This window comes from Burkholderia lata (genome assembly GCF_000012945.1).
In the GTDB taxonomy this organism is placed as follows: domain Bacteria; phylum Pseudomonadota; class Gammaproteobacteria; order Burkholderiales; family Burkholderiaceae; genus Burkholderia; species Burkholderia lata.
Genome location: NC_007510.1, coordinates 1 through 13,695, shown reverse-complemented (window position 1 = coordinate 13,695; position 13,695 = coordinate 1). Strand labels below are relative to the sequence as shown.

Sequence of the window (13,695 nt, the reverse complement as noted above, 5' to 3'; positions counted from 1 at the left end):
ACGCCACCATCCAATTCCTCAGGAACTACCGCGACAGCCCCTTGCGTACAATCAATACGGGAAACAACCACTTCTCCACTGTCTGCCTGCGCAACCGGCCCCGAGATACTTTCGGGAGATCTAATTTCCCGAAGCTCTGCCCCTTTCCCATAAAGCCTAACGCGAATAAGCTTTACATCGTCACTAGAATAGGCCGTTGCAGGCTTGTATGTGATCCTTGATCACTGCAACATCCTTGACAAAGGTTTTTTCGGAGAAGTCCTTTGCCAGTTTATCCGCATCCGATATTAGGTTAGGGTCGTAAGTTTTCCAGTCGAGCCTGTCTTGAATCATTGATGAATCGACGGCTCTAACTTTCAGTACTGGCGTGACTGGCTCTTCCATTCCCAATCTATCTCTATAGATTTTATCTATCGTCTTCTTGGCCAGTGATTTTGCGCGAACCACTTCATTGAGGGACGAGATCATTTCGTCCCGCATTTCTATGGCGGCGTTATATCCACGAAGAATGAGTTGTTGTTTATTCTTTTCGATTTCCGGAAAAGGTATGCTCTTCAATATATCTTGAGAAATATAGCTGATTCCAAGATTTGTTCGCTCGCGAAATACCATTGATTGAATTGGGCTGCTGAGCAACCACAAAACTACAAAATTGGGGTCGTATCGTTCTTTGCACTGGAATCTAAATATACTTCCGTTGACAATTGCATCCGATGTTTTGTCTGAAGCAACGCACATATCGAAGAATGCACGAGCACCTTTAATGCTAATGAGCACGTCATTGTCCTTAATTCGAGCGCGCTCGGAGCTAATCCATTCAGACGGGACCCGCACGGCACTTTCGTAGTCAATTCCGTTGTTCGATAAATTTGATGATCTGACGAGGGGGATGCCGCCCTCCTCCAAATAGCATGAGGATGGCGGAAGAACGCCGTAGCTGGCGTCATTGGTCATTACATCACCCAGGGTCGTGAGTTCGACATCGCAATTCTCGATGTACCGTTCCGCGTGAATGAATTCTGGAAGGTAATAGTTGATGTCAAACCTGTCGTGTTGCTCTCCAGGCGACAGGATTTCGATCAAAGGTTTTTCGCTAACAATGGGCATTGATTACTCCACCTTCCAAGGGTGCTCTTCTTTCAAACCGTTCTTTTTCAGCAGCTCACCCAGTGCACCCTGCACATACTGCTCGAATTCGCTTCGCCCCCCCTTGAAGAAGCCAAGCAGGAGCGGCTTAAGTTGATCCAATAGTTCGTTGACACTCACCTTTACAGCTTCCGCCTCGGCAAGGGCCTCCGCCAGGTGCTGGCGCATGGTGGCGTCTTGCAACGCATCGAGAGCGCATTGCTCTACAGTGTCGCCCAGCAACCCGAGCAACGGAGTTGCTGCGGGCGTATCACTGACGTAATCCTGAAGATCAGCCTCGCAACCACGCACATGATCCAAGTATTCCTTGATGCCGAGTTCAACCAGCCCCAGGAAATGGACCGGTTCGAGTTCCAGTCGCGTGCCGAGCCTATAGCCGCAGGTGGAACATGCCCAACCGTGGGACAGATCCGTCTTCACGTCATCAAGGCTCTGTTCGCAAACCTGCTGCACGCTGACCTGGGTTAATAGGTCGGTCAATTGAGCTTCGATGACAGCCGGGCTGAAATGGGCACTGAGCCCTTCTACCAGTGAGAGGTCCTTCAACACCCGATAGCTTGGACTGCTGAGCACAACATCACGAAGGCCTTTCAGGTCATTGTGCAGGCCCGCGTGTTCACTCAGGTACTGGTTGAGGTAGAGCTCATGCAGATCCTTCCATTCGGCGGTGATCCGGCTCATTTCCCCAGTAGCGCCGGAGGAGTTGACGTAGGCCTCAATGCTGTCGAGCAGCTCCCGACATGGCTTATCAATAGTAGGCGGGACACCTAGCGCTTTGAGCTCGCGCAGTTTGCCGGTGAGGCGCGCCAGTTCTGAAATGCGATCCAGAAAGTCGCGGGCTTCCCGCACGCGGTGAGCGAAGTCTTCGACACAGGTGTAACGATTAGCCGCCTCGATGTCATCGTCCTCAGCAAGCCCCAGCATATCGCGCATGGCATCACGAACGGAGGAGTAACACGCAACCCGGCTTTCTCCGCCATCCTCGTGAAGCGCAAAGATGTCGGCCCATTCAGAAACGGCGCCGGGAACCGATGCTCCGGGCCAGGTTTGCAATGACTGCTTGGCTTGCAGGAACTCGTGCTGAGCACGAGTTCCCGTATCTCTCAAGAGGTCGAGAAGGCGTTCTGCGGCTGCCGGGCTGTAACCATTGCCCTCCTTCCAGAGGCTAAGGGCGTGAAGCGACTCGGTGAGGTCGTGCCACAGAGTTTCATCCGGACGCGTCCCAGGACGGAGTTCATCCAGCTCCTGAAGCCAGTCAATTGGACTGCCAATGGTCCGGTCGTCTTGGGAGACCGTTTTACCGTGAATGGTGACGCCGCTGATTTCCCCGGTGCTGATGAGCAGCGTGATCAGGACATCCACCCAGGTGTCAGTCAATCCCAGATCCGTGGTTTTTAGCCGTTTGCGGGTTTCCGCGATGCTGGTGGCAGGCGGGCTTGCCTTGCGGATGTTGTCCCGAATTCGTTCCTTCGACTTTTTGAATGCCTCCACGCTGCTGACGGCCAGTGTAACCGAGACCTCCCCGGGCACGCCGGTGTTGAGCAAGCCAAGCGGAGCAAGGTACTTTTCAAGGTCGGCCTTGGCAGTACCATCCCCATCGGTTACGCGGCCTTTCCATATGGCCTCCAGCACGCGTCGCCGCATGGCTGAACTCAAGTCCGCGGCAAACGAATAGGTCTCCCTAAAATCCGGATGGAACTGGAATACCTTGTTCAGCGCTTTGGCAGCGACCTTTTCCAAGAGCCGCTCCAGAGAACGTTCGCTCTGCGGAATGCTCTGGTAAAGGGAAAGTAGTTCTGCGGGCTCACAGAGGATCTCCCATACTTGATCCTTGGTGTTCCACTGGCGGATTTCTCCGCTCACAAAGGACTCGAGCAAAATCTCCGTGGCCTTGCGGGCTGGCTGGGCCGATTTAGTGCCGGCGGGAAGGTCAATCCATTCTCCCAACAGCTCAAGCTTGCGACGGACGGATTGCGAAGCGCCGCCCGCGTTAACCTGAGACTGGTAGTCACCATAGAGCTTGACCAACGCCATGCTACGCTCGAGCTCATCTATATCTTGGGCTGGCAGTGTGGCAGGTAGCCACATAAGGGTTCGCCCGTTGCCATGGCCGACCGCGTCCATCTCGACATCGAGCGGTGAGGCAGATGGGTAGAGCACAGCCAGGTGCAACGCCTTGGTGGCTGGCACGTCTTTGACAAAGCCGATGACCGCGTGATCATTGGTGAGCGCCGTGACTGGCTCAAGCCGATAGTCAAGAGAGCGGCGAGTTCTCTGCCACTCCACATCCAGCTGAGTCGAGAAGCCATTTTGTGGTGGCACTGTGCCGCCCAGTGGGCTGCCCGGGAAGCGGAGGAACAGTTCAAGATGGGAACGGTAGGCGCTCTCAAGCTGAATGTCTGGCGCGAAGCCATTCTTGACCCGCTCGACTTCGACCAATAGTTCCTCGCGCTCGCCGCCGTCACCTTCGACAGAGAGGAAAAAGCTCAGAGTATCCCCGCTGCCTTTCTGACGAAGGGGCGGAAATGTTTGGGCAATCTTCTCTAGGATTCGGACCGTTTCCTGGTCGCTGCCCGCGGGATCACTTTCTTTGCCAGGCCATCGCAGCAAGAGCGCGTCGTTTAACTTGGAAACGGAAAGTTCCTCCTTGACCATTGAGAGGACGATCAAAGATTTAATCAAACGCTCGCTTGCTACCTTGGCGGCAGCTTGATCGGCGTCCGACCAGCGTTTATAGGGCGCGCGCGAAAGGACCTCGTCCCTGGCTGTGCCGCAGAATCGCTCGAACATTCCGTAATACTTGGCCATCTCGGGATCGTCCTGAATGATCTTGTTGCGGAGATCCTCGTAGTCGAACACATCATCAAGCACCGCGATACGTTTCCAGTCGCTGGCATCCTGCAGGCGTTTTTCAATGAACTCCTGAACAAATCCCAGCGCGCCACGGGATCTGCCGCCCCGGTTAGTAATCGCGGTAAGGCAGTAGAGCCCGAAGGGGTGCATGGGATAGACGTCGGCAAAGTGTTTTGCCTCGTCGGTGATGGGTTCACGTTCGCGGAAGTAACGCTTCAGGAAGTCTGTAAAAGCTCCCCGGAAATGAGGCTGAATTTCAGCCTTGAAGGCATCGGCGAGCTTGTGAACGCATTTTGAGTTTTCGCGGAACAACCGATGGTTGTAGATGCGATGAAATTGCGTGACCGGAATATTGATGGACTGGAAGCGGCCGGATTGCCCGGAAAGCTTGCCCATCAGCTCTGTATCGTAATTGCGCCCGGCTTGGCGAGCGATGGCTTGGATTTCCTCTTGAACCGCGCCAAAAACCCAGAATGGCTGATCTCCGGCCAATCCTGCTTCGGCCAATTGCCCAAGGAATGCAGTGCCCCGGTTGAAGTGTTCGTCGCTTTGAATCAGGTGAAGATACAACTCATCAATAAAAACCAAAACACCCTCGTAACCGCGTTCTTTGGCAATCTCAACCAGCCTTTTGACCTTCTCCGTGACCGTGGTGCGGTCCTGGACGAGCTGAATGTTCATGGCGGCTACTGCTTGCTCAATTATGGTCTTCTGGTATTCCTTGTCGTAAGAGCGAAGCTGATTGACGGAGAGATTCCGGTTGTCGCGAATCCACTTCTCCGCATCGCTGCGCGTCCCGCTGGCGGTTTGATTGTAAAAGGTCTCCAGATAGGCGTCGGTATTGGACAAGGTCGCCGTTACTGGTGGCGCGAGATGGCGCAAGTGGTCGGTAACCGAGTTCCAGAAGGCCTGTTCGAGGGTCTCGTCAGGTACTTCAATGGCAGTAAAATTGATCGTAAGGAATTTTCGCGGTGCGAGCGCATCCATGCCCCATTCGGGCTTGGTATCGAGGAGCTGTTTGCGCAGCGTTGGTTCGGTCAGAATGGCGGATAGCCATGCCATGAATATGGTCTTGCCGGAACCGTATAGACCAGTGATGAAAAAACCACGACCCTGCGAGCGGTGAATTCTGTCCAGGATAATTCGGGCAGATTCCTCAACTTCGGGCAGCATAACGAAGCTTTCGAAGGTCCGCGTCCGGCTGATCGAATCGTGAGTCGACTCGTTGAAGTTTTCCACCCAGCTACTGACGGGCGTGAAATCAAACATATCCTTCATGAGTGCCATGTCAGCCCTCCAGCTCTACAATTGGTTGATCTCCACGAGTCAGGGTGTACTGCCCGCAGCGGCAAAGCTGACCAGCCATTCGTCCTGTCAGCACCAGTAAAATTCTTCTGTTCCCCACGGCATCGTTGTACCAGGTAGTCATGGGGTCCATGCCGAGTGCAAAAACCAATTCCAGGTGATCTAGAATGGTCAACCCCTCTGGCAATAGCTGCTCGGCAGCAAGGTCATGTACTGCCTTCCGAAATTTGTTCCCATAGCGTTTAAGATCAGCCGCGATGGTCGTAGCATTGAAATCAAACACGTCGCCAAACATGGGATCTTTGGCCAATAGGTCGAGAATGATGTCATTCACGCTCACATATCGGACCAGCCCAAATTTGTCCAGCGACGATATGTGTTCCGCAAGCCATGTTTTTCCGGAACCTTGACCGCCTATCAGGCAGCAAAGGGTCCGGCCTCCAACGTGCCTATCGCCAACCAACCCTATCAGCTCATTGAGCGCCTTGGCCTGAGCTGGAGTCGTTTTGTTATCTCCAAGCATCGACATACTCCTCCAGTGATCGATGAATCAGTTGGACTTGATCCGTGCTACCGTGCCGATGATATTCACAGTGCCCCTTGATTGCGAGCTTGTTGACTCCGGCAATCAGCAAGGCGCGGTTGCACATGAAAATGGGGGCTATGGATCCTTCATTGACGACCGTGGCTGTTGATGGTGCCCGCCAACCGTTTTTTGATGCGTCGTGGTAGAGCGCATAGCCCAACACTGCCTCGGTTGGGCAGTATGTCGTCACCGAGTAATTGGATTTCGTCAGCTTCAGACGTCCTGCTTTAACAAGAATCGACCGCACTCGATCTCGAGTCGACTGAGGCATTCGCTCGTATTTGCGTTCCAGGAGCTGGTCGAGGTGGTAGCGAGAGAAAAGGGCCTCGCCGGTATTCAGGAAACTGTCTGTGACCAAAAGCGAAAGGGTTTCAAGAAGAATCGGAGTAGTGATGCACAGCTGGAAAAACACCAGATCGTGAACCGCTTCATCACTGCTCCGAATCTTTCGAAATATTTTCAGAAATGGAGTGTTTTTAATTGAGTTGTTCTCGATTTCCAGGAAACGATATTTCATATGTTGCCACAGTTTCTCCTTGTTGGACTCGGACTTCTGAGGCCAATATTGGATACAAGAGCCACGCACGGCTTGTGCGTCATTGCTCTCCAGTGCGGCGTCCAGCAGCATGAGAGTCTCTTCCAGAAGGAATCCATACCCGATTGTTGAAAACTGCTTATCCATTAGCTTCTATATCTCTTTGCACGCGTAACCGGGCGCCAGTACCGCATTCGTTACCCCGCACAACGCGAGATGATCCCTCAGCCAAAGCCGGTACTCATTCCCGCGTAGGCTGTGATCCGGCGAGCAATCCACACTCCACTTGCGCAACACATGCCCGGCCGTCGCAGCACGCAGTCTTACCTTGAGCATGCCGTCACGCACACCGTAATCGAGCTCCGTAATTTTGGGATGTGCCTGATCCGGATTCGGAACCAGCTCCAGCTCAACGATTCGGCACCATTGGATATCTTGGTCAGGCTGCTCAGGCGGCTCAATCACGTTATCGTGCAAGATCGAGGCATCCTGGATCCGCGTCAGTACAAAATCGCGGAATTCACCTGACTTACGGTCATAGGCTCGGGCATACCATCGCAAACCTGAGTCCAGCAGTGCAAACGGCGCAATTTCACGTTCACTCCGGCCCGTACCGATCGAGTGATACGCAATACGCAAAGCTTGCTGCCGCTTTATTGCGCGCGCAATCGTTGCCAGGATCGGCAAGGCTGGCTGGCCCAGACGGGCCGGGATTTCGCAAGCGGCCCCCACTCTAGAGTTGATTGGCTCCCCGTCTCCAAACTCCTCAGACAGCCAAGTCAGAATGCGTTCCGGCGAGAAGTCAAACATGGACTCGAACCCAGGCCTCATGACATACAGCTTGCCCCGACTGTCATATTCCAGGTTACCCGGTGCCAGTTCGCTGGACCGGCCATCTGGTAATTGGTGGTCCGCCATAGCCCCGTCACCGTTTTGATTGGCAGGCCTGTCGCCTGTAGCGGTGCATTCTATCGTGCACGGCGACACCCATGTGACATGTCAACGTACGCGCCAGTCAAACTCCGATCGAGAGCAAGTGACCGGCAAGGCATCGCGTAGCAGTGAGGCGGAGTATCCGTATTGGTGTTGCTCGCGCTTTTACGTACCTTCAGCTCAACCGCTCGCGTGCTGGCCCGGCATGGCGCACAGGAGGCAGCAGACTCTCGGCGACGCCACGCCACATTGCCGATCAGCTCAATCGTGGGCGGCGCATAATTTGAAAGTGGGGGGAGCTGCCAAGTGGGTTTGCCACGCCCGAACTCACAGTATCGAACGAGATGGATCGAAGTTGACCAAATCCGGTTACACAGCGGTTACATGGCGTCCAGAAAAGAGAAAAGGGTTACAGGAAAATCACCTGTAACCCTTTGATTTTATCGGTGGAGCGGATGGGGGGGGCGAACTCGCGACCTTCGCATTGCGAAAGCGGACGTCACAAGATTGTGGGTCCAAGCCCCCGAGGTGTGTGGGAGACGGTTCCTCATCTGTGATGTGCTCTCGGCCAGCGTCCCACCAAACTGATAGTCGTAGAAACCAACATCTACTTGGTGCCTCGAGGCCACACTTGCGGCTCTGTCGCTGATCCTGCCGGGACGTTAATCCCGGCAGTCTCATCAATTCTGCCGCTTCAGTCTCAAGAACTTGGCTCCAGTCTCACCCTGCACGTCAGGCGGTGTTAAACGTCAATATTCCCCGCCCGCAACGCATTCGACTCGATAAACGCCCGCCGCGGCTCCACATCATCCCCCATGAGGGTGGTAAAGATCCCATCCGCAGCAATCGCGTCTTCGATCTGCACGCGCAGCAGTCGCCGCACCGCCGGATCCATCGTCGTTTCCCACAGCTGCCCGGGGTTCATCTCGCCGAGCCCCTTATACCGCTGCTTCGAAACGTTCCGCTCCGCATCCGCCAGCAGCCACTTCATCGCGCTCTTGAAGTCCGTCACCGCCATGCTGCGCTCACCACGCTTGATGACCGCACCTTCCCCGATGAGCCCCTTGAACGTATTCGCGGTGGTCACGAGCTGCTGATAATCCGCCGTGTGCTGGAATTCCTGGTCGATGACCGAAACCCGCACGTTGCCGTGATGCGTACGTTCGACATGCAGCGACCGTTGTTCGCGAACCGGGTCATACGAAGGCACCACGCGCACTTCGTTCTTCAACGCCTCGTCATGCAACGCAGCGTGTAGCGCCTTAGCCGAAGCCTCCGTAGAAGCCTCGTTGGACAGATCGATCACCACCCCGTCCATGATCGCCTCAAGCGCCGCCGGGTCATACAACCGGCTCAACCGCTCGATCACGCTCTTCGACAGCAGATACGACCGCGCCAGCTCTCCAAGCGCATCGCCCGAAATCACGGCCGCGTTCTCACCCGGCACCAGCTCCGACCCTTGCAGCGCCAACCGCAGCATATGCGCGTTGAGCTCCACGTCATCCTTCAGATACCGCTCGTCCTTACCCGCCTTGATCTTGTAAAGCGGCGGCTGCGCGATATATACATACCCACGCTCGATCATGTCCGGCATCTGGCGATAGAGGAACGTGAGCAGCAGCGTCCGGATGTGTGCGCCGTCGACGTCCGCGTCGGTCATGATGATGATGCGGTGATAGCGGAGCTTGTCGAGGTTGTAGTCTTCCTTGCCGATGCCGCAGCCGAGCGCGGTCACGAGCGTGACGATCTGTTCCGACGACAGCAGCTTGTCGTAGCGCGCCTTCTCCACGTTCAGCACCTTGCCGCGCAGCGGCAGGATCGCCTGGAACTTCCGGTCACGCCCTTGCTTGGCCGACCCACCTGCCGAGTCACCCTCGACGATGTAGATTTCGCACTTCGCCGGGTCTTTCTCCTGGCAGTCCGCGAGCTTACCGGGCAGGCCGACGCCGTCGAGCACGCCCTTGCGGCGCGTCATTTCACGCGCCTTCCGAGCCGCATCACGCGCCCGAGCAGCTTCGACGATCTTCCCGCAGATGATCTTCGCGTCGATCGGCGTTTCCAAAAGGAACTCTTCCAGCGCCTTCGCCACAACTTCTTCAACCGGCGCGCGAACCTCGGAAGAAACCAGCTTGTCCTTCGTCTGCGAGCTGAACTTCGGCTCCGGCACCTTCACGGAAAGCACGCACGACAGCCCTTCGCGCATGTCGTCGCCGGTCGTTTCGACCTTCGCCTTCTTCGCGATTTCGTTGTCGGTGATGTACTTGTTGATGACGCGCGTCATCGCGGCCCGCAGGCCGGTCAGGTGCGTGCCGCCGTCGCGCTGCGGAATGTTGTTCGTGAAGCACAGCACGTTTTCGTTGTAGCTGTCGTTCCACTGCATCGCGACTTCGACGCCCACGCCATCCTTCTCGCCGGTGGCGAAGAACACCGTCGGGTGCAGGTTGGTCTTCGTCTTGTTGATGAACTCGACGAAGCCCTTCACACCGCCGGCGAACGCGAAATCGTCTTCCTTGCCCGAACGCAGATCGGTGAGGCGAATCCGCACACCGTTGTTCAGGAACGAAAGCTCGCGCATCCGCTTCGCGAGGATGTCGTAGTGATACTCGACCGTGCCGAAAATCGTCGGATCGGCCATGAAGTGCACTTCGGTGCCGCGGTTCTCGGTGTCACCGGTTACCAGCATCGGCGACACTTCGACACCATCCACCATCTCGAGCACGCGATCCTGCGCGACGCCGCGATGGAACTCCATGAACCGCTTCTTGCCGTCACGGCGCACCGTGAGGCGCAGCCAGCTCGACAGCGCGTTCACGCACGACACACCCACGCCGTGCAGGCCACCGGACACCTTGTAGCTGTTCTGGTCGAACTTGCCGCCGGCATGCAGCTCGGTCATCACGATTTCCGCGGCGCTACGCTTCGGCTCGTGCTTGTCGTTCATCTTCACGTCGGTCGGAATCCCGCGACCGTTGTCGGTCACGGAAATCGAGTTGTCGGCGTGAATCGTTACGTGGATGTCGTTGCAGTACCCGGCCAACGCTTCGTCGATCGAGTTGTCGAGCACCTCGAACACGAGGTGATGCAGACCGGTGCCGTCCGACGTGTCGCCGATGTACATCCCGGGGCGCTTGCGCACCGCTTCCAGACCTTCGAGGATCTGGATCGACGAAGCGCCGTAGCTGCTGTTATCGGGTTGCGGATTGTGCTGTTCACTCATGGATATCTTCCGGTTCTGCGAGGCCACTCAAGCGGCGGCATGGTGCGTTTCCTTGCGAAAACGCCGGGCCGCTCCAGTTTTCCTGGCCCGTCCAAGGCACCGGTGAGGCACCAAAGGGACGGGTTGTCGGTTCGCCATAAAAACGCCAAAGGGGCTTGCCGCCCCCTGGTGTGTGTCGTGATGTCGCGCGCGTCAGATGCGCATCGGCATCACGACATACTTGAACTCTTCGTTCTCGGGCACGGTAATCAGCGCGCTCGAGCTGGCGTCGCCGAGGCTCACCTGCACGGTGTCGACCTTCAGGTTCGCGAGTACGTCGAGCAGATACGTGACGTTGAAGCCGATGTCGACGGTATCGCCCTGGTAGGCGATTTCCAGTTCTTCCTGCGCCTCTTCCTGATCGGCGTTGGTCGACATGATCTTCAGCTGGCCCGGCGCGATGATGCAGCGCACGCCCTTGAACTTGTCCGAGGTCAGGATCGCCGCGCGCTGCAGCGAACGCTGCAGCTCTTCACGGCCGATCTCGAACGTGTTCTTGTGCGCCTTCGGGATCACGCGCTGGAAGTCGGGGAACTTGCCCTCGACGAGTTTCGACACGAGCTCGACCTGGCCGAACGTGAACTTGGCCTGGGTTTGCGCGATGTCGATGGTGACGGTGTCGTCGATGTCTTCGAGCAGGCGTTGCAGCTCGAGAATCGTCTTGCGCGGCACGATGACTTCCTGGCGGCCGAACGTGCCGCCTTCGAGCTTCATCGACGAGAACGCGAGGCGGTGGCCGTCGGTGGCCACGGCCATCAGCTGGTCGCCGTCGACGACGAGCAGCATGCCGTTCAGGTAGTAGCGGATGTCCTGCTGCGCCATCGCGAAGTGCACCATGCCGAGCAGCTGGCGGAACGACTTCTGCGGGACGGTGAGCGTTGCGCCGAAATCCTTCGCCTGCGCGACGGTCGGGAACTCGTCGGCCGCCAGCGTCTGGAGTGCGAAACGGCTCTTGCCGGATTGAACGGTGAGGCGCTTGTCGGCGAGCGACAGCGTGACCTGGCCGTCAGGCATCGCGCGCAGGATGTCGAGCAGCTTGCGCGCGGCGACGGTGGTCGCGACCTGGTCGCCGCCGACGCCGAAATCGGCGCGCGTGGTGATCTGCAGCTCCAGGTCGGTCGACAGGAACGAAACGTCCGGGCCGTTCTTGGTGATCAGCAGGTTGGCGAGGATCGGCAACGTATGGCGGCGTTCGACGATGCCGCTGACCGTTTGCAGCGGCCTGAGGAGGGTGTCTCGTTCGGTCTTGACCAGTTGCATAGAGTTCCTTCGTTGAGTAACGGCCTGCAGCGCAGCAGCCTCGCAGCGCCCCGCCGGCCGGGCTCTTGGCCCGCCACCACCGGGGCGGTCAAACCAGTATTGTGCCTCAAAACCGAACCGCCCCCCTTAAATTGGGGCGGAGGCCGAATTATCAAGCGCGCCGCGTGCTCAGCCCTTCAGCGTCTGTTCCAGCACGTGCAGCTCGTGGTTGAGCTGCGCGTCCTTGCTGCGTTCGTCGGCGATCTTGCGCACCGCGTGCAGCACGGTGGTGTGGTCGCGCCCGCCGAACAGCTCGCCGATTTCCGGCAGGCTCTTCTGCGTGAGTTCCTTCGCGAGATACATCGCGATCTGCCGCGGCCGCGCGATGTTCGCGGGGCGCTTCTTCGAATACATGTCGGCGACCTTGATGTTGTAGAAGTCGGCGACGGTCTTCTGGATGTTCTCGACCGAAATCTGCCGGTTCTGCACGGTCAGCAGGTCCTTCAGAGCTTCCTTGGTCAGCTCGATCGAGATCTCGCGGCCGTGGAACTTCGAATACGCGAGGATCTTGCGCAGCGCGCCTTCGAGTTCGCGCACGTTCGAGCGCAGGTGCTTCGCGACGAAGAACGCGACGTCCTCCGACAGGTTCACGCCTTCCGACTGCGCCTTGCGCATCAGGATCGCGACGCGCATTTCCAGCTCGGGCGGCTCGATCGCGACGGTGAGGCCCGAGTCGAAGCGCGAGATCAGGCGATCGTCGATGCCCGAAATTTCCTTCGGATACGTGTCGCTGGTGATGATCACCTGCGCCTTGTTCGCGACCAGCGCCTCGAACGCGTAGAAGAATTCCTCTTGCGTGCGCGACTTGCCGGAGAAGAACTGGATATCGTCGATCAGCAGCAGGTCGAGCGAGTGGTAGTAGCGCTTGAAGTCGTCGAACGCCTTGCGCTGGTACGCCTTCACCACATCCGACACGTATTGCTCGGCGTGGATGTAGCGGATCCGCGCGCCGGCCTTGTCGAGCAGCAGCTGGTTGCCGATCGCGTGGATCAGGTGGGTCTTGCCGAGGCCGACGCCGCCGTACAGGAACAGCGGGTTGTACGAGATGCCGGGGTTGTCCGCGACCTGGATCGCGGCGGCGCGCGCGAGCTGGTTCGCCTTACCGGTCACGAAGTTGTCGAACGTGAGCACGGGGTTCAGCTTCGAACGTTCGTACATCGAATCGGCTTCACCGCCGGCGGCGGGCGCGGCACCCGGGCCCGGACGCCATGTGCGGCGGCCGGCGGCCGCTTCGTGTGCGGGCAGGCTCGGCAGGTCGATGTCGGCGTCGTCGGCGTTCAGGTGATGCGCGGCGGCGGCCGACGGCGTCATCGGCACGTCGGCCGGCGCGGTGGGCGCAGCCGAAGCATTCGCGGCCAGGTTGGCGGCGATCGCAGCCACGGTCGCGGCCGGGCCGGTCGGAGCCAGCGGCGCGCGCGGGGCGGCCGGTGCTGCACCGGCAGGGGCGCTGCGCATGCCTGCCTTGGGATCGAGGACGAACTGGACTTCGATCGGCGTGTTCCAGAATTCGCGGGCCAGATCAGTGATCCGTCCCGAAAACTGGCTCTTGACCCAGTCCAGCTTGAAGCGGTTCGGCGCGGCGATGGACAGCGTGTTCGCCGACGCATCGAAGGCCACCGGGGCCAAGGGTTTGATCCACGTCACGTACTGCTGGGGCGTCAGCTCGCGCTCCAGCAGTGCGGAACAGTGTTGCCAGAAATCGTTCATCAAGTAACTGTCGTTTTTTGCGTGCACAGCGCGGCTCGCCGGCGCCCTTGTCGCGGTAGCGCAACAAGGCCCGAA

Annotated in this window: 8 protein-coding genes; all 8 read right to left on the bottom strand. The window is 57.8% G+C overall.

Annotation, left to right across the window (positions count from 1 at the left end):
* Window positions 1-183 precede the first annotated feature (183 nt).
* The 8 genes from BCEP18194_RS41090 to dnaA all read right to left on the bottom strand — a co-directional run bounded on the left by BCEP18194_RS41090 (window position 184) and on the right by dnaA (window position 13,620).
* Entirely contained in the window at window positions 184-1,107 is a 924-nt protein-coding gene (locus BCEP18194_RS41090; protein ID WP_011350432.1) for a restriction endonuclease subunit S, read from the bottom strand.
* 3 nt (window positions 1,108-1,110) lie between these two features.
* Entirely contained in the window at window positions 1,111-5,286 is a 4,176-nt protein-coding gene (locus BCEP18194_RS05975) for a hypothetical protein (protein ID WP_011350431.1), read from the bottom strand.
* Window position 5,287: 1 nt separating this feature from the next.
* Window positions 5,288-5,827 carry a hypothetical protein gene (locus BCEP18194_RS05970; RefSeq protein WP_157687154.1) on the bottom strand — a complete coding sequence of 180 codons (540 nt, stop codon included), beginning with the start codon at window positions 5,825-5,827 and terminating at the stop codon, window positions 5,288-5,290.
* A complete protein-coding gene (locus tag BCEP18194_RS05965) occupies window positions 5,814-6,518 on the bottom strand; it encodes a hypothetical protein (RefSeq protein WP_041492698.1) in 705 nt (234 codons plus the stop codon). The genes BCEP18194_RS05970 and BCEP18194_RS05965 overlap by 14 nt, the downstream gene beginning before the upstream one ends.
* Before the next feature lie 60 nt (window positions 6,519-6,578).
* Complete coding sequence (locus BCEP18194_RS05960; protein ID WP_011350428.1) at window positions 6,579-7,343, bottom strand: WYL domain-containing protein; 765 nt, start codon at window positions 7,341-7,343, stop codon at window positions 6,579-6,581.
* 757 nt (window positions 7,344-8,100) lie between these two features.
* On the bottom strand, window positions 8,101-10,575 hold the full coding sequence (gene gyrB, locus BCEP18194_RS05955) for a DNA topoisomerase (ATP-hydrolyzing) subunit B (RefSeq protein WP_011350427.1): 2,475 nt from the start codon (window positions 10,573-10,575) through the stop codon (window positions 8,101-8,103).
* A gap of 192 nt (window positions 10,576-10,767) precedes the next feature.
* Window positions 10,768-11,874 (bottom strand): DNA polymerase III subunit beta, encoded by a 1,107-nt coding sequence (dnaN, locus tag BCEP18194_RS05950; RefSeq protein ID WP_006750113.1) that lies wholly within the window; start codon window positions 11,872-11,874, stop codon window positions 10,768-10,770.
* 168 nt (window positions 11,875-12,042) lie between these two features.
* The gene (dnaA, locus tag BCEP18194_RS05945) at window positions 12,043-13,620 is read right to left on the bottom strand and encodes a chromosomal replication initiator protein DnaA (protein ID WP_011350426.1); all 1,578 of its coding nucleotides are present in this window, start codon (window positions 13,618-13,620) and stop codon (window positions 12,043-12,045) included.
* Between the last annotated feature and the right edge of the window lie 75 nt (window positions 13,621-13,695).